Raw genomic sequence first — 22,775 nt, forward strand, 5'->3', positions numbered from 1 at the left:
AAGGAAGCCGAAGAACAATCTGAACGAAGGGAATAAGGAAATGCGCGTTTACTACGATCGGGATGCAGACGTTAACCTGATCAAGTCGAAGAAGGTGGTTATCGTCGGTTATGGCAGCCAGGGCCGCGCCCACGCGCTGAACCTCAAAGACTCCGGTGCCGCTAACGTGCGTGTGGCCCTTCGTGAAGGTTCTGCGACCGCGAAGAAGGCACAGGCTGACGGCTTCGAGGTGATGAATGTTGCTGACGCCGCCAAGTGGGCCGATCTCATGATGATGGCAACGCCTGACGAATTACAGGCTGACATCTACAAGGAACACATTCACGACAATCTCCGTGATGGCGCGGCAATCGCTTTCGCTCATGGTCTCAACGTGCATTTTGGCCTCATCGAGCCGAAGAAGTCGGTTGACGTCGTCATGATCGCACCGAAGGGCCCAGGCCATACGGTGCGCGGCGAATACCAGAAGGGCGGCGGCGTTCCTTGCCTCATCGCCATTCATCAGGATGCCTCGGGCAATGCTCATGATCTGGCTCTCTCCTACGCTTCGGGCGTTGGCGGCGGTCGTTCAGGCGTCATCGAAACTACCTTCAAGGAAGAGTGCGAAACCGATCTGTTCGGCGAGCAGGCTGTTCTCTGCGGCGGCGTGGTTGAGTTGATCCGCACCGGTTTCGAGGTTCTCGTTGAAGCTGGCTACGCGCCGGAAATGGCTTACTTCGAGTGCCTGCACGAAATGAAGCTGATCGTGGACCTGATCTACGAAGGCGGCATCGCCAACATGAACTACTCGATCTCGAACACTGCAGAGTGGGGCGAATACGTCACTGGTCCGCGCATCATCACCGCCGAAACCAAGGAAGAAATGAAGCGTGTTCTGAAAGACATTCAGACCGGCAAGTTCACTTCCGATTGGATGCAGGAATATCGCGCAGGTGCTGCTCGCTTCAAGGGCATCCGTCGCAACAACGATAGCCACCAGATCGAAGAAGTTGGCGAAAAGCTCCGCGGCATGATGCCATGGATCGCAGCGAACAAGCTTGTCGACAAGGCTCGCAACTAAAATCGGCGGGGTTCAGGTTCTGGCCGTCTGCAAATGACATGGGCGCCAGAACCAGAATGCCATCTGGTTTTCGGCCTCGATGAAGGTCGAAAAGAGGGGGCGCTTCTTGCGCCCCCTTCGTAGTTGGCACTCTATGGCCGGGTTGATCGTCAACGTAAGGCGAACGAAAAGAACCCAAATTCTGTGCCAGATTTTTCGTTTCGTGCACTTTGAGGCCCAAAACAATTCCGAATATCTTTATTCCATAGAAGCATGGGAAAAGCTGTTCTCGCTTGCCGAAAAGTGCGCTAGAGCTTCACATCCAATAGCCAAGTTTTGAGGAGACTTAGCTATTACAAGTTCCGTAAAATGTACGGATAGTCTAATTGAGGAGATTTCCCGTGTTGGACTGGGAAAATGTATTTGCAACGCGCTCGAAACGTATGCGCGCATCGGAAATCCGCGAACTGCTGAAGCTTCTGGAACGCCCAGATATTATTTCGTTTGCGGGCGGAATTCCTGATCCGGCTCTTTTCCCGCACGAAGAATTCCAGGCAGCCTATAAGGACATTCTTACGGGTCCAGAAGCCAACGCAGCGCTGCAATATTCCGTTTCGGAAGGCTACAAGCCGCTGCGCACCTGGTTGGTCGGAGAACTTGCCAAGATTGGCATTCCCTGCACGGAAGACAATGTGTTCATCACATCGGGTTCGCAGCAGGCTCTCGATTATCTGGGCAAGCTGTTTTTGTCGCCCGCCGACACAGCACTGGTGACCGCACCGACCTATCTTGGCGCGCTGCAGGCTTTCAACGCTTACGAGCCCAATTACGATATGCTGGCGATCAACGGCAACCGCACGCCGGAATCCTATGCAGAGGCTGCCAAGAAAGCCGGCGGTCAGGTCAAGTTCGCTTATCTGTCTGCCGATTTCAGCAACCCGACAGGGGAAACCGTCGATCTTGCCGGTCGTGAGAAACTGCTCGCACAGGCTGATGAGCTCGATATTCCGGTTATCGAAGATGCGGCTTACCAGTATCTTCGCTACAATGGCGATGCGATTTCGCCAATTCTGGCGTTGGACATTGCCCGCAATGGCAGTGACATCGAGAAGACCCGCACCATCTATTGCGGTTCCTTCTCCAAGACGCTGGCTCCGGGTTTGCGTGTCGGCTATGTGGTTGCGTCGAAGCCAGTCATTCGTAAGCTTGTTCTCATGAAGCAGGCTGCGGACCTTCATTCGTCCACGATCAACCAGATCGCTATTCAGCGTGTTGCGAGCAGCGGCTTTGGTACTCAGGTCGCGAAGCTGCACAAGGTTTATAAGCACCGTCGCGACAAGATGCTCGAAGCGCTGGCGAAATATATGCCTGAAACCACAAGCTGGACGAAGCCTGAAGGCGGTATGTTCATCTGGGTCACGCTGCCGGAAGGCATGGATGGCGCAGCGCTACTTGCTGCATCCATTGATAGCGAGAAAGTGGCGTTTGTTCCCGGGCGGGCATTTTTTGCTGATGGCAGCGGTGCCAACACGCTGCGCCTCAGCTATTCATGCGCCAACGATGAGATGATCGATGAAGGCATCAAGCGCCTTGGTCGTTTGATACGTGCTCATACGAAATCCGCTGCCGCCTAGGTTGGTGGAAATAAAAAAGCCGGGTTCAGACCCGGCTTTTTTCTTACTGGAATGGCGAATTGCAGCCTGTCCTGGGACCAGCCAACGGCTGGAATGTATTGTCGGATGTTCGGTAACTGCGATACCGATTTGAACACCACTGGATATGATTGCTGCTGGGGCGCGCGCCTGCGGTCGGTGGCTGCATCGTGCGTCGATATTGCAGAGTATCGCCGTTCTTGTAGTTTAATACGCCATGTTCGGTGATATAAGTTCCACTTTCCCGGCAAAGCGTTGAACCGTAGCAGTTGCGAGCGCTCGGATCTGTGCGATTGGCACCCGCCTGACCGCCGATAATCAACGGTCCGCTCGGTTTCAGCGAGGGAAGATATTGGCTGTTACGCAGTTCGACGGCTGAACCCACACTTGCAATGCCTGCAACGAATAGCCCTGTCAGTATCGTCAGGCGCACAATTTTTCGCATCGTTTCAGCTCGCTTTAATCATCGTTCTCCCGATATATGGGTATACTTTATATCCAAGTCACCGCTTCGGCAGAAATTTATTGGTTTCGGAAATCATCCTCTTGCCAATCGCCCAGCAAGCAGAGAGATTGCGAAGACATGTTTACCATAGCTACTTTCAATGTCGAAAATCTGATGCGCCGGTTTGATTTTTCCGGCTTTCGCAATGAATTGCATCAGGATCGCACCCTGCAATTGTTCGAGATCAACGATGAGGCGCAGTATCGCCTTCTTGAGCAGGCGCGCGCTGTGGCGCACGCAGACGACACACGCCAGATGACGGCTCTGGCGATTGCCGAAACGCGGGCTGATATTCTCTGCCTGCAAGAGGTGGATAATCTGGCGGCGTTGAATGCGTTTGAATATGGCTATCTTTTCAAGATGATAGGCCACGGTTTCCGACATAAATATCTCATAGATGGCAATGACAGCCGCGGCATAGATGTTGCCGTTATGATGCGCGACACGACACGGGACGGACAGCCCATCGAAGTCGACGAAGTCACCAGCTATGCTTATGTAACCTATAATGATTTTGGCCTCTACGAGCCCGTACTTGGGGAACTTGGGCTGGAACCCCATGACCGAATCTTCAAGCGGGATTGCCTGAATGTGGATATCCGCATTGCCGGGAAGCCCATATCGCTCTTCGTTACGCATCTGAAATCGATGACGGGCGCGCGCAACGGATTTGACGGACGGACAGCATCTCTGCCGGTGCGACGCGCAGAGGCGCGCGCCATGCGCCGTATCATCGAAGATAAGTTCGGACCATCCAATGTTGCAGATCGCCGCTGGCTGATTTGTGGTGATTTCAATGATTATCGTGAGCGGATCATTATCGGGGGCGATGAATGGAACGGCTATCAGTTCACGCCAATGGTTGAAGAAGAAAGTGCGTTGGACGTGCTCTTAGCCGACGGGTTTGCGGTCAATCTGGTCGAGCGCCGTCCCGTTATGGACCGCTGGACGCTTTACCATACGCGCGGGCCGCAGGAGCGTCATCTTTGCCAGCTTGATTACATCATGGCATCGCCTTCTTTTGCGAAGAAGAATGAGAAGGCGGTTCCGAATATCATTCGGCGTGGCCAGCCTTGGCGCACGATTTTTCCACCTGATCAGCAGATCGAGCGTTATCCTAGAACAGGTTGGGATCGCCCGAAAGCAAGCGATCATTGTCCGGTTGCAGTGACATTGAACATGGTTTGAGCGATGAAGCAGGTTCGGGAAAATACTGTCCACATTATTGACAGTGCCGATGTCCGGGTACTGCCCGGTCCTTTATCATATACCGTGGATAACCACGAAGCGATTGCTTCGAACTGGACACGTGAGCGGGCAGCCAACCCCACTTTGTTCGATGGCGAATTCTATCTGGCACCACACGCAGAACTGATTGGCGGCATGTTTCAGGCCGGCTTCAAGCGCACCAGTTTTGCAACGCTGATGCACTGGCGGCATGACGTATCGCAGGAACGTCCGTGGCACATTTTCGGTGTCGGTGTGATTGTCTCGAGCGAAGGACATTTGATCGCCGGGCGTATGAGCACACAAAATGCCGGGGCGGGAAGGGTCTATTTTCCGGCAGGCTCAGTGGATGATAATGACATTGTCGATGGAGCTGTCGATTATGACGCCAATCGGCAACGGGAGGTTCGCGAGGAAACGGGTCTTGATCTTCTTGACGCACGTGCGGAGCGACAGATCAATCTTGTGACAGGAAACCGTAGCATCGCGCTTTTCCGCCGTTATTATTTCGATGCACCGTCAACCGATCTGGTATCACGGATTGAACGATATCTTTCTGCGGAGGAAGAACCGGAACTATCAGAGATCATACCAGTGAAGGCAGCTCAAACGATGGGAGACGCAACACCGTCCTATGTGCGAGCATTTGCCGACTGGCATTTCAACAATCTCTAAAGCTTGGCCAGACTTGCAGATGACAGCGGCGCGAAATTGGCTATGCTCGCAGACAATGCGAAGCATGAGACATTGGAGTGAAACCGACCTCGCAGTCGGTTTTGTGTGTAGGTCGAGGAGAGAATAAGGGATGAATGACGCCGCCGTTTCCGGCAGATTCTATGAGGTTTTCGACGTTTTCGCCGACAAGGCTCTGGCTGGAAATCCGCTGGCTGTCGTCCATGATAGCGAAGGTTTGACCGATGCGCGTATGCAGGCCATCGCACGCGAGTTCAATCTTTCCGAAACGGTTTTCATTTTTCCCCCGAACAATCCCGCACATGAAGCGGCGGTGCGTATCTTCACGCCTGATTATGAGCTTCCCTTTGCCGGGCACCCGACAGTAGGGGCTGCCGTGTCGCTGGCTCGCCGTCGTAAAACGGGTGATGAGACCGACAGGCTCGTGGCTCTGGAAGAGAAGGTCGGTATTGTTCGCTGCGGTGTGATATTGGGAGAGAATAGCGCCTTCGCCGAGTTCGATTTGCCCCGCCTGCCAGAGCGAGTTGATGTCAAGGTCGAGAAAGAGGAGGCCGCTGCTGCGATCGGTCTCGGTACACATGAGATCGGATTTGAGAACCATGTGCCTGGCGTCTGGAGCGCGGGTACACCTTATCTGCTCGTGCCGGTTCACAATCTGATTGCCGCAGCAAAAGTGTCCATTGACCCGGTCTATGTGAACGAAAGCCTCCCACACGTCGATGGCCGACCTTTGCCGATTTACGTCTATTGCCGCGAAACGATTTTGTTCGACAGCAATTTCCATGCGCGCATGTTTGTAACGGGGGCGAATGTCTATGAAGATCCGGCTACGGGCTCGGCTGCAGCCGCCTTTGCAGGCATGATCCAGAAGAACGACAAACCTGTTGACGGCAGTTCGCAGTGGTGGATCGAGCAGGGAATGGAGATGGGGCGACCTTCGCGGATCCGTCTCGAACTGGACGTTGCCAAGCAGCAGCTCACAGGAGCGAGGATTGGAGGCACGGCGGTCAAGATCGCGGAAGGGCGTTTGTTCGTCTGATAAATTAGCTCTGCTTGTGTTTTGATTGCAGTCAAAGCTGTAGGCCCGCCCTATGTTAGTTTGTTGGCAGATAAACAAACAACGGAGGCGTGCCATGATGATCAGGGAAATGTCGGAATACGATATCCGGGACATGATACAGCACACCCATCTCGGGCGGCTGGCTTATGTTCTCGAAAATCGCCCGTTTATCGTACCGCTTAGTTTCCGGTTCAGCGGCGGCTCGCTCTATTCTTTTACCACCGATGGGCAGAAGACCGAGGCCCTGCGCAAGAATGATGCAGTTTGTATTCTTTTCGATCATATCGAATCCCGGACAAACTGGCGCACCGTTGTGCTGAACGGTCATTATCGGGAAATCGATGGTGATGACGAAAAAAATGCGATCGTCGCGCTTATGGCTTCGGAACCGACCTGGTGGGAACCGGCATACATAAAGACGGTCGCGAAGGACGGACACGAACGCAAACTTGAACCGATCTTCTTCCGTATCGATATCGAAAGCGCGACGGGTCACCAGACTGGCTGAAAAGGAAGAAGGTCCGATAATTTCGGGCCCTTTCGATGTGGCTTTATTTTACCACTAGAACCGGTGTGTTGCTGCGCGTCAGGACCTCGTAGGTTTGACTGCCAAGAAGCATACCTTTCAGTCCGCGACGACCATGGGAAGCCATGACGATAAGATCGTTGCGCAGTTCTTTAGAAGTTTCGATGATTGATGTCGCCGGATGTGGCGCAACCACATGCAGCGTATGAACTTCGACTTCCGTTTCAGCCGCCAGTTCGCGCGCACGAGCGAGGGATTTATCGGCATACTCGTTCCATTCTTGTTCGAAGCGCTCGATGAAGGCAGGGCTATCAGTCCAGCCGCCAGGAAGCCCCGAAACGGAATAGGGAGCGGTGACAGTCAGCACCGTCGCCTTCGCGCCGACTGTTCGTGCCAGTTTAAATGCGTGGACGAGCCCGCGCTCTGCAAATTCTGACCCATCGGTGGTTACGAGAATATTCTTGTACATGCTGCCCTCGCTGTTGCTTTTCTATCTTTAAGCTACAGCATCGGGCCAAAAATCGGGATCGATTTTTTGGAAAGCACGATGCGTAATTTCAGTAAATTAGAGCGACCTTTGTGCGTCCAAATGGACCCACGGCGCTCTGATGCGTTAAAGAACCATTTCAAACCCTTGCCTGACGAGTTGTTTAGACGGAACGATTTCATGCCCCTCGACTGCGATGCATTTCATGCCAGCTGGATAGCGACAGTTCTCAATCTCGATTGGCCGTCACGCAGTTCGTCCCGTATCGAGGACGATGCCGAACGCATAAAGCGTCAGAAAGAAGAGCTGCTCAGACTTTTCGATGAAGCATCTGAGCATGGTATCAATGCTGTCATCTTTCAGGTTTCGCCGACTGCCGATGCATTTTATCCGTCATCCTATTTGCCGTGGTCGTCCTATCTGACTGGAACTCTCGGTAAAGATCCCGGCTTTGATCCGCTGAAATTTGCAATTCAGGAAGCGCATAAGCGCGGCATAGAACTGCATGCATGGCTTAATCCCTACCGTGTTTCGATGGATACGAAGCCGTCTACCCGCAAGGAATTGCGGAATTCGTCAAACGAGTCGCCAGTCAGTGTTTTCAAGTCCCATCCCGGCTGGGTCGGTGTTTCAGCCGACCGTTACGTCCTTGATCCTGGCATTCCGGCTGTCCGTGAATGGGTGACGAATGTGACGGCAGAGGTCGTCCAGAAATACGATGTCGATGGGATTCAGTTCGATGATTATTTCTACTACGAAACCGCATCGTCGAAACTCGACGACGACAAATCATATGCACGGTTTGGCACACGCTTTTCGAGCAAATACGAATGGCGACGTTACAATACCCATACATTGGTGCGGGAGATTTCGGACAAGATAAAAGCCATCAAACCAAATGTCCGTTTCGGCATCAGCCCGAGTGGCGTTTGGCGCAACGCTGCGGACGATCCCCGCGGTTCTGCAACCCGCGCCGGGAAAACGAACTATGACGGAGATTTTGCCGACACCCGGCGTTGGGTGAAAGAAGGCATGATCGACTATATCGCGCCGCAGATTTACTGGTCCTTTGGCCGCAAGGATGTGTCTTACGGGACGATTGCGAAATGGTGGGCCGATACCGTTCGCGGCACGAAGACCGATCTTTATATTGGTTTGGCACTCTATCGGGCCGGTTCTGGAACCACACTTGAACCCAGTTGGCAGGCGGGCGAGGGCGTGACCGAAATCAAGCGCCAGCTAGAATTCAATGAATCTTTGCCGGAGGTGAAAGGGAGCATTCTCTTTCGTCAGGGTTTCCTCTCCGACCCGAAGCTGAAAGGTGTGTCGAACTATCTGAAAAAGACGTGGGGCAAGTGCAGGCCCCGGAAAAACTAACGGCAAAAAACGACGACGATTTGCGGAATTGTTGTTTGTTTGATTGAAATCAAAGAGCTTCGTTTGAGTGGGTGCTAACCAACAATCGTTGCCGGTTTCCACCAGAGTCGGTGACCCGGGGTGCCGAGGCCCTACTCGAATGGCACCCCGGCTAAATCAATCTGTCGAGCGCATGAGCGCGATCTTTCTGTAACGTCGTCTATCGACAGCCAGCGGGTGCTGTCGGCGTTACTCCCCTCTGTTTCATAAAATCAGCACCCGCGTCTCTAGCAACATTGTTCTATATTTTAGCAGTTCTTGATCCTAATCAAGGCGGGCAACCTTTACTCCGATTAGAGCAGGTCTAACCGGGAGTTTGCGATTCTGGATCGCTTCCCCCAATTCACCGGTTGCTAAATGAAAAGGTAGTTCCATATCATTCCCGAGAAGGTTCTGGCAGATGCCGGAGGCGGGGCGGTGGGGACAATCAAAACCCTTGCAGGCGGCGACTGCTTGCCGGTGCTTCGTTTGAAGACGGCGTTGTGACGACGATGGCAATGAGGGTGTTTCATTATGGCTTTCAACCGTAAGCAATGGATATTGGCTGGAGCGATTATCGTCCTTGCCGCAAGCGGGTACTATGCTTGGAAAACGCTGAATGGCGATGGGTTGCCGGACGGTATCGCCAAGGGCAATGGACGCATCGAGGCGGTTGAAATCGATATTTCGACGAAGAGCCCGGGACGCATTCGCGAAATCCTCGCAGATGAAGGGGATTTCGTTCAGGTAAATGATATTCTTGCACGTATGGATACGGATCAGCTGGAAAGCCAGCGCAAGCAAGCTGAGGCGCAATTGCGCCGGGCAGAGATCGGTATCGAGACAGCGCGCAGTCTTGTCACGCAGCGCGAAGCCGAACACACGGCTGCAGAAGCGACGGTGGCACAGCGCGAAGCGCAACTGGATGCCGCCCAGCGCCGTCTGGCCCGCTCCCAGCAATTGACGCAATCGCGCACGGTTTCCCAGCAAGTCCTGGACGATGACCGTGCAACTGCGCAGGGTGCAGAAGCTGCTGTCGGTGCAGCCAAGGCGCAACTTGCGGCCACCGAGGCCGCCATTGGGGCTGCCAAGGCACAGGTCGTGGATGCCGAAGCATCGGTTGAAGCCGCCAAGGCGGCAATCGCGAGCATTGAAGCCGATATCAACGACGCCACTTTGAGAGCGCCGAAGCCGGGACGTGTTCAATACCGCGTTGCCCAACCGGGTGAAGTGCTTTCCGCAGGTGGGAGGGTGCTCAATCTTGTAGACGTCAGCGACGTTTACATGACTTTCTTCCTGCCGACGGGGCAAGCCGGGCGGGTGGCCATGGGGGCCGACGCCCGGATTGTTCTCGATGCCGCGCCGCAATATGTCATTCCTGCAAAGATCAGCTTTGTGGCCGATGTGGCCCAATTTACGCCGAAGACCGTAGAAACGGAGGAAGAGCGCCAGAAGCTGATGTTCCGCGTGAAGGCTAAAATCCCGCAAGAACTGCTTCAAAAATATATCCAACAGGTGAAAACCGGATTGCCGGGCATGGCCTATGTCAAGCTTGACCCCAATGCCGAATGGCCGAAGAATCTCGCGGAAACCGTGAAATGAATGGTTCTACTGTCAAAGCTGGCGCCAATGACGACAGCTTTGTCGTCCGGGCGCAAGGCGTAGGGCTGTCCTATGGGAAGACGCGTGCTCTGCGCAACGTCAACGTTGATATTCCCGTCGGCTGCATGGTCGGTCTGATCGGACCTGATGGGGTCGGGAAATCAAGCCTGTTATCGTTGGTCGCCGGAGCGCGAACGATGCAACAGGGACGCATTGAGGTTCTCGGCGGTGATATTTCGGACAAGCGTCATCTTCAGTCTGCCTATCCCCGTATCGCCTATATGCCGCAGGGACTTGGGAAGAACCTCTATCCCACGCTTTCGGTGTTCGAGAATATCGACTTTTTCGGACGGCTGTTCGGGCATAATCGAAAAGAGCGTGAGCGTCGTATCGCCGATCTTCTGGCGCGCACGGGTATGTCGGCTTTCGCCGATCGTCCGGCTGGCAAACTATCGGGCGGCATGAAGCAGAAGACCAGCCTCTGCTGTTCGCTCATCCATGATCCCGATCTACTCATACTCGATGAGCCGACGACCGGTGTCGACCCCTTATCCCGGCGCCAGTTCTGGGAGCTGATTGATGATATCCGCAAGGATCGCCCCGGAATGAGCGTCATTGTCGCGACCGCTTATATGGAAGAAGCCGAGCGTTTCGACTGGCTGGTCGCGATGAATGATGGACAGATTCTGGCGACAGGTACACCGCAGGAATTGCTGCAGCGCACCAACACTCCAAATCTTGATGCGGCCTTCATTGCGCTCCTGCCGGAGGAATTGCGGAAAGGCCATCAGGATATCGAAATTCCGCACCGCGACTTCGGTGCGGATGCTGAAATCGCGATTGAGACAGAACACGTCACCGTTCGTTTTGGCAGCTTCACTGCGGTGAATAATGTAAGTTTTCGAATTCCGCGCGGTGAAATCTTCGGTTTTCTGGGTTCCAACGGTTGCGGCAAGACCACGACCATGAAGGTTCTGACCGGGCTGTTGCCTGCCAGCGACGGAACGGCGCGACTGTTCGGGCGAGAGGTCGATCCCAAGGATATCGATATACGCCGCCATGTCGGATATATGTCGCAAGCGTTTTCGCTTTATTCGGAGTTGACTGTTCGTCAGAATTTGGAACTCCACGCCAAATTGTTCGATATGGCGCCGGATCTGACCGAACGCCGTATCAAGGAATTGACCGAACGCTTTGATCTCATTGAGGTCATGGATTCCTTACCCGATGCCTTGCCGCTCGGTATCCGCCAGCGCCTGTCACTGGCTGTGGCTTTGATCCATTCACCTGATATTCTCATTCTCGATGAGCCGACATCGGGTGTGGACCCGGTCGCTCGTGATGCTTTCTGGCAAATCCTCGCTGATCTGTCGCGCAAGGACAATGTGACGATTTTCGTCTCTACCCATTTCATGAACGAAGCGGAGCTTTGCGACCGGATTTCGCTGATGCATGCGGGCAAGGTGCTGATCAGCGATACGCCGAAGGCGATTACCAAGAGTCGCAATGCTGAAACTCTGGAAGAAGCCTTCGTCGCATATCTGCAGGACGCTATTGGCGAGACAGAACAGTCAGCGCCATTGCCGGTAGCTATTTCAGATCAAATGGGAGAGGCAGGTGAAGCACATCCAAAGAAGGCTCCAGGCTGGTGGCCGGACCTGCGGCGAATGCTGGCGTACACACGACGTGAGGCTTTGGAACTGAAGCGTGATCCGATCCGCGCAACGCTGGCTATTCTGGGTAGCGTTATCCTGATGTTCGTTATTGGTTACGGTATTAACCTGGATGTCGAGGATTTGAAGTTTGCCGTGCTTGATCGTGACGATACGACGATCAGCCGCGATTACACGCAGCAGATTGCAGGCTCGCGATATTTTTCTGAACAGGTTCCCATAACCGATTATGACGATCTGGACCGACGAATGCGCGATGGCGAGATCAGTCTGGCTATCGAGATACCACCAAATTTCGGCGCAAATGTCATGCGCGGCCGCCCGGTGGAAGTTGCTGCCTGGATTGACGGTGCGATGCCCACTCGTGCCGAGACGATCAAAGGCTATGTTCAAGGCATGCACGCCAACTGGCTGACGCAAAAAGCCCGTGAGCTTTATGGCAATGCGGCGAATGTTGGCAGTTTCAATCTGGAGATACGCTACCGCTATAATCCGGATGTGCAAAGCCTCGTAGCTATGGTGCCGGCGGTGATTCCATTGCTGCTGCTCATGATCCCTTCGATGCTGGCGGTATTGAGCGTAGTTCGGGAAAAGGAACTGGGGTCGATCATCAATTTTTACGTGACGCCGGTGACGAAATTCGAGTTTCTGTTTGGCAAGCAGTTACCCTATATCGGGCTGGCATTTTTGAATTTCCTGATGCTGACAGCCTTTGCGGTGTTTATTTTCCAGGTGCCGTTCACAGGGAGTTTTCCGACTTATGCGCTGGCGGCGCTGCTCTATGTCACAATTGCGACCGGCATGGGGTTGGTGCTGTCCACCTTCATGAACAGCCAGATTGCAGCGATCTTCGGAACGGCACTTCTGACACTCATTCCGGCTGTGCAATATTCCGGTATCATTGACCCCGTATCGTCGCTGCAAGGTGCGGGCGCGTTCATCGGTAAAATCTATCCCGCGACTTATTTTGTGACCATTTCTCGCGGGGTTTTCTCCAAGGCACTGGGTTTTGCCGATCTGGCAGGTTCGTTTTTGCCGTTGTTGATCGCGGTGCCGGTTCTCATGGCGCTCGCTATCGTTCTTCTCAAGAAACAGGCGAGCTAAGATGCGGATATCTAACATATTCCAGCTTGGCGTGAAGGAACTGCGTGGTTTGGCTCGCGATCCGATGCTGCTGATCCTGATTGTCTATGCCTTTACGCTTGCGATCTATACGGCATCGAAAGCAATGCCCGAAACCCTCAACAATGCGGCGATAGCGATTGTCGACGAAGATCAGTCGCCGGTTTCGAGCCGGATCACGACGGCATTTTATCCGCCATATTTCGTGCCTCCGAAGCTGATTTCATCCTATGAAATGGATGTCCGGATGGATGAGGGGCTTGATACTTTCGCTCTGAATATACCGCCGAATTTCCAGCGTGATCTTCTGGCGGGTCGTTCGCCGACAATTCAGCTCAATGTCGATGCAACCCGAATGAGCCAGGCCTTTACGGGTGGCGGCTATGTGCAGTCGATTGTGTCGAGTGAGGTGGGCGAGTTTCTAAATCGCTATCGCGGTGGCGCACAAACGCCGGTTGAACTCAATCTCAGAGCGAGATTCAATCAGGATTTGAACAAGGGCTGGTTCGGCGCGATCAACAATGTGATTTCATCGGTTACGATGTTATCGATCATCCTGACGGGCGCGGCGCTCATTCGGGAACGCGAACACGGAACCATAGAACATCTATTGGTTATGCCCGTGACGCCGGTTGAAATCATGGTCAGCAAGATTTGGTCCATGGGGCTGGTCGTGCTGGTTGCCTCGGCATTTGCATTGGTTTTCGTGGTGCAGGGGCTGCTTGCCGTTCCTATCTATGGGTCGGTGTCGCTGTTTCTCGTTGGTGCAGCGCTCCAGCTTTTTGCGACGACCAGCCTTGGCATCTTTCTGGCAACTGCGGCTGGTTCGATGCCGCAGTTCGGAATGCTGCTCATGCTGGTGCTTCTGCCTTTGCAGGTGCTTTCGGGAGGGACAACACCTCGCGAAAGCATGCCTGAAATCATCCAGACAATCATGCTGGCAGCGCCGAATACGCATTTCGTCATATTGGCCCAATCGATCCTGTTTCGCGGAGCAGGGCTCGGTGTCGTCTGGCCGCAATTTCTGGCGCTGATCGTCATTGGCTCTGTGCTGTTCTACTTCGCGCTTCAGCGTTTCCGTGCGTTCCTGCGATAGGAAAATTCTTTAAAATCAGGAGGCTGAATCCATTCCTTGCCAATGTGATTCAGTTTTCTGTGCCGGATTGTGCTTTAGCGGAGTTGCGAATCCTTAACCATGTTGCTATCGCAATTCTCAGGAAACGGTTCCGCTGTTCAGGCGGATGAAAAGGGAACACGGTGAAGCCATTCTGGTTGATGCCGCGACTGCCCCCGCAACTGTAACCGGAGAGCTATCCTCCACAGCCGTGTGAGCGGTAAAAGCCACTGAAAGCATTAGGTGCGATCGGGAAGGCGGAGGGGAAGCGAAGACCCGGAAGTCAGGAGACCTGCCGTATCCGGTCACCCATGCATGGATACGGGGTGTGTCCAGGCGCGGCTGTCCGTGGCGGTGACATTGTTGAAATGTTGCCGTCGGGAAGAAGGGCCTTCAGTGCCACGATCACTTCAACCTGCGGTGCGAGGAAAAGCCGGTATCGTTCTTCGGTTCGGCGGGTTGAGGGAAAAATGCATCTTTTGAAATCATCTGTTTTATTGGTATCGGCCAGCGTTCTTGCGCTGCCGTCCACGACGCTTGCTCAAAGTCTGCCGAACGGTGCTGACAGTGTCGTCCTCGATACAATCGTGGTTACGCCATTGCGCCGCGCGTCTTCGCTGCAGCGCTCGACCTCATCTGTAACGGTTATCGATTCAGCGGATATCGAACGGTCGGCTGCTCCCGATCTCCAATCGTTGCTGAAGTCCTATAGCGGTATCTCCATAAAGACGAACGGCGGGCAGGGCTCGTCGTCGGACATTTACATGCGTGGCATGTCTTCCAAGCAGACGGTTGTTCTCATCAATGGTGTGCGCACAGCGTCGGCGACAACCGGAGCAACTGCGCTTGCGAACATTCCTCTGAGTTCCATCGACCGTGTTGAAATTGCCAAGGGTTCTCATTCTGCGCAATACGGTGCCGATGCCATGGGCGGGGTGATCAATATCATCACCAAGCAAGGCGGAGCCTGCGGTGAGCGCTCGTGGTGCGGCAGTCTTTCTACCGGTGTCAGCCATCCATGGGGTGGATATGCTTCCGGGACCATACAGGGAAGAAGCAACGACGGTGTCGACTATGCCTTTGGTGCGGCCATAACCGGCACGCAAGGATATGACTTCACCACATCGGATGCCTATGGCCATGAACCAGATCGCGATGGATTCTTGCAGGGCTCGTTCAACTTTGCCCTGTCGAAGGATTTCGACTGGGGTAAAATTTATGCGGACGGTCTCCTCAGCCGAGGGCGCAATCAGTATGATGCCAAGGCACCGTCACCGAACCAGGCCGATAGTACCGCATTTACGGGCAAGATCGGAACACGCATTGATCATACGGCGGATTGGTCATCCACGCTGGAATTCAGCACCGGTATCGACAACAGCCGTAACTTCCGAAAAGACGTGAGCGGTTCGGACCGGTTTGAAACCAAGCGTTATGGCGTTTTTGCCTCGACCGAGAAGAGTTTCGACACCGGCACGGTTAACCACACCGTGACCGCCGGTGTGGAAGCCTATCGCGAGGAGATCAACACCACCGTTGCTTATGATGAAACCAGCCGCGATCTGGCTGCTGTATTTGGTCAGTATTCGCTGGAGTATGAGGCGCTGCGCTTCGATGGCGGGCTGCGTTACGACCATAATGGGCAGTTCGGCGATGTCGTGACCTACAATCTCGGTACGAGTTATGAAGTTCTGCCGGACCTTGTTTTGCGGTCATCCTATGCCACGGGTTTTCGGGCGCCGACTTTCAACGAGCTTTATTATCCGGGCTTCGCCAATCCTGATTTGCAGCCGGAAAAGTCCCGATCATATGAAATCGGCTTGAACTGGCAGGCTACGGCTTCGACAAGCCTTGATATGGCTTTCTACCAGACATGGTTGCGCGATGCGATCATGAGCACCGCACCATCCTATCTGCCTTATAATGTTGCCAGCGCGAAGGTTACGGGTTTCGAAGCCACATTGGCGCATCGTTTTGATGATCGCTGGGGCGTCAAAGGTTCTATCGACCTGAAGCAGCCAATCGATGACGATACGGATAAGGATCTTCCTTATCGCGAACGTTTCAAGGCTGCGGCTGAGGTCAATTTCACGCCGATTGAAAAGCTCGATCTGACCGCAAGGCTGATCTATGGCGGTTCGCGTTATGCAGATGCTGCAAATAGCAAGAAACTCGGAGATTATGTGACGGCTGATTTTGTGGCGCTCTATTCCATCGACAAGCAATCGCAGTTGAAGTTCTCGGTCGAGAATATTTTTGACAAGGACTATCAGACCAGCTCTGGCTATATTGCACCGGGACGCACGATCAATCTCGGATTGACCCGGAATTTCTGAGGCTGAACAGAGAATGAAAAGGGCATCCGCAAAATGGATCACCAGCTTCTGCCTCGCGGCGGGGCTGGCCCTATTCGTTCGAAATTCGGCAGACGCGGGGGACATTCCCCATCACGTCGTTTCCATTAATGTATGCACCGATCAGCTGGCATTGTTGCTGGCTAATGAGGGCCAGTTGCGATCGGTTTCTTACTTGTCGCAGGACCCGGAACTATCCGTCATGGCTGTGAAAGCCTGGGAGCTTCCGGTCAACCATGCGCAGGCAGAAGAAGTCTTTCTGATGAAACCTGATCTCGTGCTGGCGGGCACATTCTCGTCGAGAGCAACGGTTGAGCTGTTGCGCAGACTGGGTATCCGTGTGGAAGAGTTCGCGCCCGCCCGCACGTTCGGCGATATAGAAGATCATCTGCGTCGCATGGGTGAGGTGCTTGGAAGACAGGCGGAAGCCGACCGGGAAATCGACAAAATGAAAACCGCTCTGGCGGCAATCCAACCTCCGACCCGTCGCAAGACAGTCGCGCTTTATTATGCCAACAGTTACACATCCGGTCGGGGAACGCTGGTCGATGAGGCTGTGCGTCTTGCCGGACTTGATAATCTGGCCGACAAGGCGGGGGTCAGCGGTTCAGCTCTGCTGCCGCTGGAAAAGCTGGTGCTCGAGAAGCCGGATATTCTGGTGCGTAGTTCAAGAGATCGCGCGCCTGCGCTGGCTTTCGAGAATTTCGAACATCCGGCGTTGCGAGTGCTTGAAAAACAGGCGAGGGCGGTGACGATAGCGGATAATCTGACGGTTTGCGGTGGGCCATTCAGCGTCGAAGCTGTGGCAGAACTTGCGGAGGCGGCGCGTGACTGAACGGAACCGCTTCTATCTTCTGCTCGTCGGACTGGCCATGCTTGTGGCTTTGCTTTTCATCGTTTCGTTGCTGACGGGGCCTGCTGCGATCGGTATGACCGACAGCCTCAGGGCGCTTTTCGGCGATGACAGCGAGATGATCGTACTGGTCATGCGCGAAATCCGCCTGCCGCGGGCACTGCTCGCGCTCCTCATCGGCGCTTCTCTTGGTTTGTCCGGTGCTGCCTTGCAGGGTTACCTGCGCAATCCACTTGCGGAACCCGGCCTGCTTGGTGTGAGTGCATCCGCGTCATTCGGTGCTGTTATTGCTATTTATAGCGGTCTCTCGCTTCTGTTCCCGCTGGCTTTGCCGCTCCTCGCGCTTGCAGGTGCCTTTGTGTCGGTGTTTCTCGTCAAGCTTCTGGCGGGGCGCAATGCTGGTACGCTTGCGGTCATATTGGCCGGTGTCGCGGTGACCAGTCTCGCCGGTGCATTGACGGCGCTGGCGCTCAACCTGTCACCTAACCCCTTTGCTGCAATGGAGATCGTCTTCTGGATGCTCGGTTCACTGGCCGACAGATCGATGACGCATGTGGCTCTCGCCGCACCATTCATCCTTGTTGGCTGGGCGATGCTTCTGGCACTCGGGCGATCACTCGACAGTCTGACACTGGGGGCTGATGCTGCGGCAACGATGGGCGTCAATCTGGCTCGTGTGCAGCTTTTTGCCGTGCTGGGCACAGCGGCCTGCGTGGGTGCTTCCACCGCTGTTGCCGGTGCAATCGGTTTTGTGGGACTGGTGGTTCCTCATCTTCTGCGACCGCTTGTCGGTGCACGTCCGTCACGATTGCTGGTTGCCAGCGGTTTCGGCGGGGCTGCCCTATTGTTGGCTGCTGATGTGTTGGTGCGCATCGTCATGCCGGGACGTGAACTGAAACTGGGCGTCCTGACGGCAATCATTGGCGCACCATTCTTTCTGTGGCTTGTGTTCAAGTATCGGAGGCAACTCGTATGACATCGCTTTCGATAAAGAATCTTTCCGTTACGCTTGGCGGGAAGGCAGTACTCAGCGAGGCAAGTTTCGATATGCATGGTGGTGAATTCATCGGACTGATCGGACCTAACGGTGCTGGCAAGACGACATTGTTGCGCGCCATTTTGGGACTTGTGAGGTCCAGCGGGGAAATTTCGCTCGACACAGGCGATGTGCGCCACATGAGCGCTTCGACAAAAGCACAGAACCTCGCTTATCTGCCGCAGGAGCGTGATGTCGCGTGGCCGGTATCCGTGGAGATGCTTGTTTCTTTGGGACGCTCCGCCTTGAAGCCGGTTTTTGCGAGCATGAGCGCACAGGATAAAATGCTCATCGAGACCGCAATGCAGCGTATGGATGTTACCCGATTTCGGGAACGGTCGGCGATCGAGCTTTCCGGCGGAGAACGGGCACGCGTGCTGATTGCGCGCGTTCTGGCGCAGGATACGCCCGTAATACTCGCCGATGAGCCGGTGGCCGGGCTCGACCCTTCTCATCAGCTTGGATTGATGGAAAGTTTTGCCGAACTTGCAAAAGAGGGGAGGACTGTTGTCGCCTCATTGCATGAGCTGAGCCTTGCGGCACAGCATTGCACGCGCCTTATTTTGCTCGACAAGGGACGTATCGTTGCAGATGGGGAGCCAACGAAAGTTCTCACGCCACAGTTGCTGCACGACGTCTATGGTATTCGAGCGAAAATCATGACGGTGGATGGCGAGTTCATCGTCCATCCGACCTCACGTATTGGCTAGTGGATTGAATTTGACGTTTGATACCCGTCCGATATAAATTTCGTTTCAAACGTCAAATTCGAAAAATCCACTAGATTCATAAAGTTACTAGTGGTCTTTTTGATTCCGACATTTGCTCAGCGCTCATATCCGAGGGATACAAATGTCGGAATCAGACCACTAGACATTTTTCCACCGATGCTCGCGGGAAGAGGCGTAGATGGTTTCTACAGCCTTCTGGACTTCGTAACCCTCGCGGAAGTCGGCGTGATTGGTCTTCTGCCCCGCAATGGCCAACAGGAAGTCGCGAACTTCGATCGTCTTGAGATCGTTGAAGCCGATCTGGTGGCCGCCCGCTACGCAAAATGCGCCATAGGGTTCGTGTTCGGGGCCAGCAAAGATCTTGCGAAAGCCTTGTTGTCCTTTTTTGTCGGAAAAGAGAAACAGGTCGAGCTCATTGAAGCGTTCCTGTGAAAAGAAGAGGGAGCCTTTCGATCCGGAAATTTCGAAGTCGTGCTGCATCTTGCGACCGCTGGCGATCCAGCTCGCTTCGATTGTGCCCGTTGCCCCGTTTTCAAAACGCACGAAAGCGCGGCAGACATCGTCTGTTTCCACGGGTTTCATCTGCGAAAGGTTCAAACTATCTGGGCGTTCATTGATGATGGTGACGGCGTCTCCCATGACCGTTGTTATCGGCCCAACGAGATAGCGCGCGGCGGCAATGATGTGACTGCCGATATCGGCTAATGCTCCGCCCCCACCTGCCGGATAGAGCCGCCAGGTCCACGGAATGCGGGCATCGGCCATGAAATCTTCGGCATGAATACCGCGAAAACTGCGAATTTCACCTAGCTCTCCGCTGTCGATGATTTCCTTGGCCAGTTTTATCATAGGGTTTTTCAGATAGTTGAACCCAACGGCTGTCTGAACACCTCGCCGTTCTGCGGCGAGCGTCATTTCGAGGCACTCGGCAGCGGTGGGTGCAAGCGGCTTTTCGCAATAAACGTGTTTGCCCGCTTCAATGGCGGCGAGCGCCATCTCCTTGTGAAACCGGTTTGGCGTCGTGATGTCGATGAGATTGATATCCGGGTTGGTGATCAATTCCCGCCAATCTCCAGTGGCATTTGCAAATCCCAGTTGTTTTGCGGCTTTTGACGCCGTTTCAGAATTCACATCGGCCAATGTGTGAAGCTGCACATCGATAGGTAGGTCGAAAACGCGATTGACGTTAGCGAGCGCAAGGGCGTGCGTCTTGCCCATGAAGCCGGACCCGATCAAGCCCGCCACCACAACCTCAGCTCTATCAGCCATTGTCATTCCTCCAGAAACGATGGTCGAAGCGTTTGGTGCTGCGCAACTCCTTTGGGAAATAAGCATATCGTCGGCAGCTTATGCGATTGACATGAGCTACCAGAAATGGAATTATAATTCTACGAGAATTTGTTATGAATGTTTCATTCTATTGAAAAGATCCACGATCTGCATGTATTCACGGGTAAAACGCTTGGAGGAGCGCCGGAATACAGCAGGCGGAAGGTAAAGCGTTAACGCAAACCGGCGGGGAGTGCCGGACAAGGGAGGAGTGAACATGCAATCTCTATTGAAATCGGCAGTGGCCGGGGTGGCGTTGCTGGCTGCGTCTTTCGCAGCCCACGCGGCCGATATTAATATCGTTGTCGTCAGTCACGGTCAGGCATCGGATCCGTTCTGGTCTGTCGTCAAGAACGGCGTCGCCGAAGCGGCAAAGGATACGGGCGCAAAGGTCGATTATCGTGCACCGGAAACCTTTGACATGGTGCAGATGGCCCAGCTTATCGATGCGGCGATCAATCAGAAGCCGCAGGGTATTGTGGTTTCCATTCCAGATGCGGATGCGCTTGGACCATCGATCCAGCGTGCTGTAGCAGCCGGTATTCCCGTCATTTCCATGAATTCCGGTTCCGATGCCTCGAAGAAGCTTGGCGCTCTGCTGCATGTCGGTCAGGATGAGTTCGATGCCGGTAAGGTAGCAGGCGAAGCATTGAAGAATGCTGGCGGCAAGAAGGGCATTTGCGTCAACCAGGAAGTGGGTAACGTCTCGCTCGATCAGCGCTGCGCAGGCTTCAAGGAGGGCTTTGGTGATGTAACGGTTCTGCCGACATCGACCGATCCTGCTGAAAACGAAGCCAAGGTTCGCGCTGCTCTGGCATCTGATGCTGCCGTCGACACAATCCTGACGCTCAATGCGACACTTGCAGGAGAACCGGCTGTGAAAGCCGCTGCCGAAAGCGGTCGCAGCGGAATCCACGTTGCGACGTTCGACATGTCGGCTGGCTTCCTGGAAGCTGTTGAAAAGGGACAGGCGGACTTCGCCATCGACCAGCAGCAGTTCCTGCAAGGCTACCTTCCGGTCTCGTTCCTCGCGCTTAATGCAAAGTACGGTTTGATGCCGGGCGGTAATGTTCCATCGGGCCCGAACCTGATCACCAAGGACAAGGCCAAGCAGGTCGTGGAACTTTCGGCCAAGGGCATCCGGTAAGCATTGTTTCGACTATCTGATATCGAACCCGCCCATGAAAATGGGCGGGAACGGGTCTCTGTGCCCAGAATGCATCAGGAGAAGATCATGAGTGAGCCACTTCCCCATGAAAAGGCCAACACAGCGGCGCTATCGAAGGATGAGCGGCTTCAGTCGGCGAGCCCAATGCAACGGCTCCTGAGCCGACCGGAATTAGGAGCGGTATCCGGCCTGATCCTAATTACGGTCTTTTTCGTTTCAGTTGCCAATCCGGCGATGTTTACTGCTGCCGGCATCATGAACTTCATGGCTCCTGCTTCGCAGCTCGGCATTCTGGCAGTCGCCGCAGCGCTTCTTATGATCGGTGGTGAATTCGACCTGTCTATCGGCTCGATGGTAGCTTTTGCAGGCCTGATCTTTGCCGCTGCTCTGGTCGTCTGGCAGGTGCCGCTCGGTGTCGCCATCATCGTCACGCTGCTGTTCGCCGCTTTCGTGGGGATGGTGAATGCGCAGATTGTTATCCGTACTGGATTGCCATCATTTATTGTGACGCTCGCATTCCTGTTCATTTTGCGTGGTCTGTCGCTGGTCGGGCTGAAATGGGCAACAGGTGGCGCTACGCAGCTGCGTGGCGTGAAGGAAGCTGTAGCGGGCAGTTATCTGGCAGGCCTGTTTTCCGGCGATGCTTTTCAGGGACTTTTCGCCTGGATGGCTGAAAACGATCTGATTGACAAATTTCCCAATGGTGAGCCTTCGGTAAAAGGCGTGCCGGTCGAGGTTCTGTGGTTCATCGCCATCGCACTTATTGCAACCTATGTGCTGGTACGCACACGCTTTGGCAACTGGATTTTCGCGGCCGGCGGTGATGCTCTGGCTGCACGCAATTCCGGTGTTCCTGTCCGTCGCGTCAAGACAACGCTATTCATGTGCACGGCAATGGCTGCGGCATTGGTGGCTATTCTTACCGTTCTGGATGCCGGTTCAACCGATGCGCGCCGTGGCTTCCAGAAGGAGTTCGAGGCGATTATCGCTGCAGTCATTGGCGGCTGTCTGCTGACCGGCGGTTATGGTTCTGCAATTGGTGCGTTCTTCGGCGCGATCATCTTCGGCATGGTTCTGATCGGGCTGACCTATACCCAGATCGATCAGGACTGGTATTTGGTCTTCCTGGGAGGAATGCTTCTGATCGCGGTGCTCTTCAACAATTTCATTCGCAAGCGTGCGACCGGCGAGCGCTGAGAGGGAGATTTG

General features: G+C 54.3%; 19 protein-coding genes and 1 riboswitch. Of the genes, 16 read left to right on the plus strand and 3 right to left on the minus strand.

What is annotated here, in order from left to right; genetic code table 11:
* The first annotated feature begins 40 nt into the window (after positions 1–40).
* On the plus strand, positions 41–1,060 hold the full coding sequence (ilvC, locus tag FG152_RS18915; protein WP_010659781.1) for a ketol-acid reductoisomerase: 1,020 nt from the start codon (positions 41–43) through the stop codon (positions 1,058–1,060).
* A 380-nt stretch (positions 1,061–1,440) separates the two neighbouring features.
* The gene (locus FG152_RS18920; protein WP_010659782.1) at positions 1,441–2,673 is read left to right on the plus strand and encodes an aminotransferase-like domain-containing protein; all 1,233 of its coding nucleotides are present in this window, start codon (positions 1,441–1,443) and stop codon (positions 2,671–2,673) included.
* A gap of 43 nt (positions 2,674–2,716) precedes the next feature.
* On the opposite strand, the gene FG152_RS18925 is transcribed toward FG152_RS18920, so the two are convergent.
* Positions 2,717–3,136, minus strand: a complete 420-nt coding sequence (locus FG152_RS18925) for a BA14K family protein (RefSeq protein ID WP_010659783.1) — start codon at positions 3,134–3,136, stop codon at positions 2,717–2,719.
* A gap of 138 nt (positions 3,137–3,274) precedes the next feature.
* On the opposite strand from FG152_RS18925, the gene FG152_RS18930 reads away from it, so the two are divergent.
* The 4 genes from FG152_RS18930 to FG152_RS18945 all read left to right on the plus strand — a co-directional run bounded on the left by FG152_RS18930 (position 3,275) and on the right by FG152_RS18945 (position 6,684).
* Positions 3,275–4,384: an endonuclease/exonuclease/phosphatase family protein gene (locus FG152_RS18930; RefSeq protein WP_010659784.1), complete on the plus strand. Its 1,110-nt coding sequence runs from the start codon at positions 3,275–3,277 to the stop codon at positions 4,382–4,384.
* A 3-nt stretch (positions 4,385–4,387) separates the two neighbouring features.
* The gene (locus FG152_RS18935; protein WP_010659785.1) at positions 4,388–5,098 is read left to right on the plus strand and encodes an NUDIX hydrolase; all 711 of its coding nucleotides are present in this window, start codon (positions 4,388–4,390) and stop codon (positions 5,096–5,098) included.
* 130 nt (positions 5,099–5,228) lie between these two features.
* Complete coding sequence (locus FG152_RS18940; protein WP_010659786.1) at positions 5,229–6,155, plus strand: PhzF family phenazine biosynthesis protein; 927 nt, start codon at positions 5,229–5,231, stop codon at positions 6,153–6,155.
* A gap of 94 nt (positions 6,156–6,249) precedes the next feature.
* A complete protein-coding gene (locus FG152_RS18945; protein WP_010659787.1) occupies positions 6,250–6,684 on the plus strand; it encodes a pyridoxamine 5'-phosphate oxidase family protein in 435 nt (144 codons plus the stop codon).
* Between the two features lie 43 nt (positions 6,685–6,727).
* Here the strand turns inward: FG152_RS18945 and FG152_RS18950 are convergent, their stop codons facing one another.
* Entirely contained in the window at positions 6,728–7,171 is a 444-nt protein-coding gene (locus FG152_RS18950; RefSeq protein WP_010659788.1) for a universal stress protein, read from the minus strand.
* 198 nt (positions 7,172–7,369) lie between these two features.
* Between FG152_RS18950 and FG152_RS18955 the strand changes: the two genes are divergently transcribed.
* The 8 genes from FG152_RS18955 to FG152_RS18990 all read left to right on the plus strand — a co-directional run bounded on the left by FG152_RS18955 (position 7,370) and on the right by FG152_RS18990 (position 19,048).
* Complete coding sequence (locus FG152_RS18955; protein WP_010659789.1) at positions 7,370–8,566, plus strand: glycoside hydrolase family 10-like protein; 1,197 nt, start codon at positions 7,370–7,372, stop codon at positions 8,564–8,566.
* A 552-nt stretch (positions 8,567–9,118) separates the two neighbouring features.
* Positions 9,119–10,186 carry an HlyD family secretion protein gene (locus FG152_RS18960; RefSeq protein WP_010659790.1) on the plus strand — a complete coding sequence of 356 codons (1,068 nt, stop codon included), beginning with the start codon at positions 9,119–9,121 and terminating at the stop codon, positions 10,184–10,186.
* The gene (gene rbbA / locus FG152_RS18965) at positions 10,183–12,963 is read left to right on the plus strand and encodes a ribosome-associated ATPase/putative transporter RbbA (RefSeq protein WP_010659791.1); all 2,781 of its coding nucleotides are present in this window, start codon (positions 10,183–10,185) and stop codon (positions 12,961–12,963) included. Before FG152_RS18960 ends, rbbA begins: the two co-directional genes overlap by 4 nt.
* A 1-nt stretch (position 12,964) precedes the next feature.
* Complete coding sequence (locus tag FG152_RS18970) at positions 12,965–14,077, plus strand: ABC transporter permease (protein ID WP_010659792.1); 1,113 nt, start codon at positions 12,965–12,967, stop codon at positions 14,075–14,077.
* Between the two features lie 108 nt (positions 14,078–14,185).
* Positions 14,186–14,409: riboswitch (cobalamin riboswitch) on the plus strand.
* Positions 14,410–14,565: 156 nt separating this feature from the next.
* Complete coding sequence (locus FG152_RS18975) at positions 14,566–16,431, plus strand: TonB-dependent receptor domain-containing protein (protein ID WP_010659793.1); 1,866 nt, start codon at positions 14,566–14,568, stop codon at positions 16,429–16,431.
* Between the two features lie 13 nt (positions 16,432–16,444).
* Positions 16,445–17,284 (plus strand): ABC transporter substrate-binding protein, encoded by an 840-nt coding sequence (locus tag FG152_RS18980; protein WP_010659794.1) that lies wholly within the window; start codon positions 16,445–16,447, stop codon positions 17,282–17,284.
* The gene (locus FG152_RS18985) at positions 17,277–18,278 is read left to right on the plus strand and encodes a FecCD family ABC transporter permease (RefSeq protein WP_010659795.1); all 1,002 of its coding nucleotides are present in this window, start codon (positions 17,277–17,279) and stop codon (positions 18,276–18,278) included. The genes FG152_RS18980 and FG152_RS18985 overlap by 8 nt, the downstream gene beginning before the upstream one ends.
* A complete protein-coding gene (locus FG152_RS18990) occupies positions 18,275–19,048 on the plus strand; it encodes an ABC transporter ATP-binding protein (RefSeq protein WP_010659796.1) in 774 nt (257 codons plus the stop codon). Before FG152_RS18985 ends, FG152_RS18990 begins: the two co-directional genes overlap by 4 nt.
* Before the next feature lie 159 nt (positions 19,049–19,207).
* Here FG152_RS18990 and FG152_RS18995 read toward each other — a convergent pair whose 3' ends face one another.
* A complete protein-coding gene (locus tag FG152_RS18995; RefSeq protein WP_010659797.1) occupies positions 19,208–20,338 on the minus strand; it encodes a Gfo/Idh/MocA family protein in 1,131 nt (376 codons plus the stop codon).
* Between the two features lie 277 nt (positions 20,339–20,615).
* Here FG152_RS18995 and FG152_RS19000 point away from each other — a divergent pair, with 277 nt between their 5' ends.
* The gene (locus FG152_RS19000) at positions 20,616–21,545 is read left to right on the plus strand and encodes a sugar ABC transporter substrate-binding protein (protein WP_012091817.1); all 930 of its coding nucleotides are present in this window, start codon (positions 20,616–20,618) and stop codon (positions 21,543–21,545) included.
* An 87-nt stretch (positions 21,546–21,632) separates the two neighbouring features.
* Positions 21,633–22,763, plus strand: a complete 1,131-nt coding sequence (locus tag FG152_RS19005; protein WP_010659799.1) for an ABC transporter permease — start codon at positions 21,633–21,635, stop codon at positions 22,761–22,763.
* The last annotated feature ends 12 nt before the right edge of the window (positions 22,764–22,775 follow it).

This window comes from Ochrobactrum sp. XJ1, assembly GCF_024701725.1.
Taxonomy (GTDB): domain Bacteria; phylum Pseudomonadota; class Alphaproteobacteria; order Rhizobiales; family Rhizobiaceae; genus Brucella; species Brucella anthropi.